Annotated in this window: 2 protein-coding genes; one reads left to right on the forward strand and one right to left on the reverse strand. The window is 70.3% G+C overall.

What is annotated here, in order from left to right; all coding sequences use genetic code 11:
- The first annotated feature begins 163 nt into the window (after window positions 1-163).
- Window positions 164-889: a transcriptional regulator NanR gene (locus G7A99_RS10765; protein ID WP_163140105.1), complete on the forward strand. Its 726-nt coding sequence runs from the start codon at window positions 164-166 to the stop codon at window positions 887-889.
- Here G7A99_RS10765 and G7A99_RS10770 read toward each other — a convergent pair.
- Window positions 886-1953 (reverse strand): hypothetical protein (locus tag G7A99_RS10770; RefSeq protein ID WP_205599807.1); only part of this gene is annotated, 1068 nt, incomplete at its 5' end. The genes G7A99_RS10765 and G7A99_RS10770 overlap by 4 nt on opposite strands.

Genomic DNA, 1953 nt, shown 5'->3' on the forward strand with positions numbered 1-1953 from the left:
GAGCCGGCAGGACTGCTGATGTCCCCGGTTAACTTATATAATCAGCACACATGGTATGATGACCTGCGCGCGCAGGGACGGCGGGCCGATGTATCCCGTTACGGACGGGAGACGCCGGCCATCCTGCTTGAAACGGCGCGGTCCGGTGAACAGGAGCGAGTGGATGAGCACGATCAAGTCGACCCCGATTGCCCGCAGGAAGCTCTCCGACGAGGTGCTGGAGCGGCTCGTGGATCTGATCGAGAGTGGCCAGCTCAAGGCCGGCGACCAGATGCCCTCGGAGCGTGAGCTCATGGAGACCTTCAACGTCGGCCGGCCGGCGGTGCGCGAGGCGCTCCAGAGCCTGGCCTCCATGGGTATGATCACCATTCAGCATGGTGAACGGGCGCGGGTGACCGCCGTCACCGCCCAGTCGATGATCAACCAGATCGACCGCTCGGCGCGGTATCTGCTCTCGACCTTCCCGAAGAACGTCGATCACCTCAAGGAGGCGCGGCTTTTCTTCGAGGTGGGGATGATCCGTGTCGCCGCCGAGCGGGCCGGGCCCGATGACGTCGCCCGGCTGGAGGAGGCGGTCCGCGAGATGGAGCGCAACCTCGGCAAGGGCCGGACGTTCATCGAGGCGGACATGCGCTTTCACCGCATCATCGCCGAGATCCCCGGCAATCCCATCTATGCGGCGGTGTCCCAGGCCATGCTGCAGTGGCTTTCCGAGTTCCATGTGGACATGGTCAGTTTCCCCGGCGCCGAGGACGTGACGCTCAAGGAGCACTACGAGCTCCTTGAGCGGGTCAAGGCGAACGACCCGGACGGCGCCGCCCAGGCGATGACGGACCATCTCACCCGCGCCAGCTCCCTGTACACGGCCCGCGCCCGGGGCGAGCGCTAGACCTCTTGCCCGGGTGCCGTGCCGATGACGCGGCGTACGCCGTAGGGCGGCAGGGTCGCCTCCGGCACTGCCATGGCGGCGGTGCGGTCCATCCAGTCCCGGGCCCCGCGGGCGCTCGCCGCCACCGTCGCGTCCAGACACTGCACCTCCTTCACGTCGAGCCCCTCGATCCGCACCAGGGTGGTCTCCGGCCGGCGGTTCGCGATCCAGAGCTCCGCGCGGCCGTCGGTCCGCGTCCAGGCGACGGCGTCGACGCGCTGCGGGTCCCCGGTTGCGGTGCCGACTCCCCGGTCCCGCGGTGCGCGGGCGAGCCCCCGGAGTACGTGGAACACCGGGTATAACCCCCGTGCGTCCATCGTCGGAAAAGGGGCGCCCAGCGACGACAGGGCCACCGCGTCGACCCCGGCGGCACGGGCACGGGCGTAGTAGCCGAGGTTCCAGGCCGCGGCGAACTGGGCGGTCTGGCGCGGGTCGTTGCGCGCCATCGGCACCCGCAGCCGGTCCCGGTTGTCGAAGGTGCGCACGCCGTAGGGGTTGCTCCACATGCCGATCGCGCTCATGCCGACCCGGTACGGCGTTCCCGTCGGCACCATGGCCCGGGCTGAACGGAACACGTGGGGCAGAGCCTCCAGGGTCTCCATCACCGAGACGTCGTCCGCGGCATGCACGATCGCCGCCGTGGCGTGGGTCAGGAAGTCGATCCGTCCGCGCGGCGGGCAGCGGTTCAGCTCGGTGAAGTAGGTGAGCATACCGCCGCCGGCGGCGGCGTGGGGAAACACCCCGCGCACCGCCTCGGTCACGGCGTCCGGCGTCGCCGTCCCCGGCCACTGGCCGTCGGGCTGGTGGCTCCTGAGATAGGCTGCCGGCAGTGCCAGCACCCCGGACGGCGCCATGCCGAGTTCCTCGAGGGTGTCCGCGAGCCACTGCAGGGCCGCCCGCGGTTCGGCGTCGTCCGGGAGGATCACGCCCAGGTTCACCCCGGTTCCGGTCCCCACGTCGTCCAGCATCGCGGCGGCCGCGCGCAGGTGGTCCGCCGCCGAGCGGCTGCGCAGGTCCACGCGCAT

The organism is Arhodomonas sp. KWT (assembly GCF_010993615.1).

What these genes read in the sequence shown, in the direction of transcription:
- G7A99_RS10765 (WP_163140105.1), top strand. Translation starts at nt 164, where the DNA reads ATGAGCACGATCAAGTCGACCCCGATTGCCCGCAGGAAGCTCTCCGAC.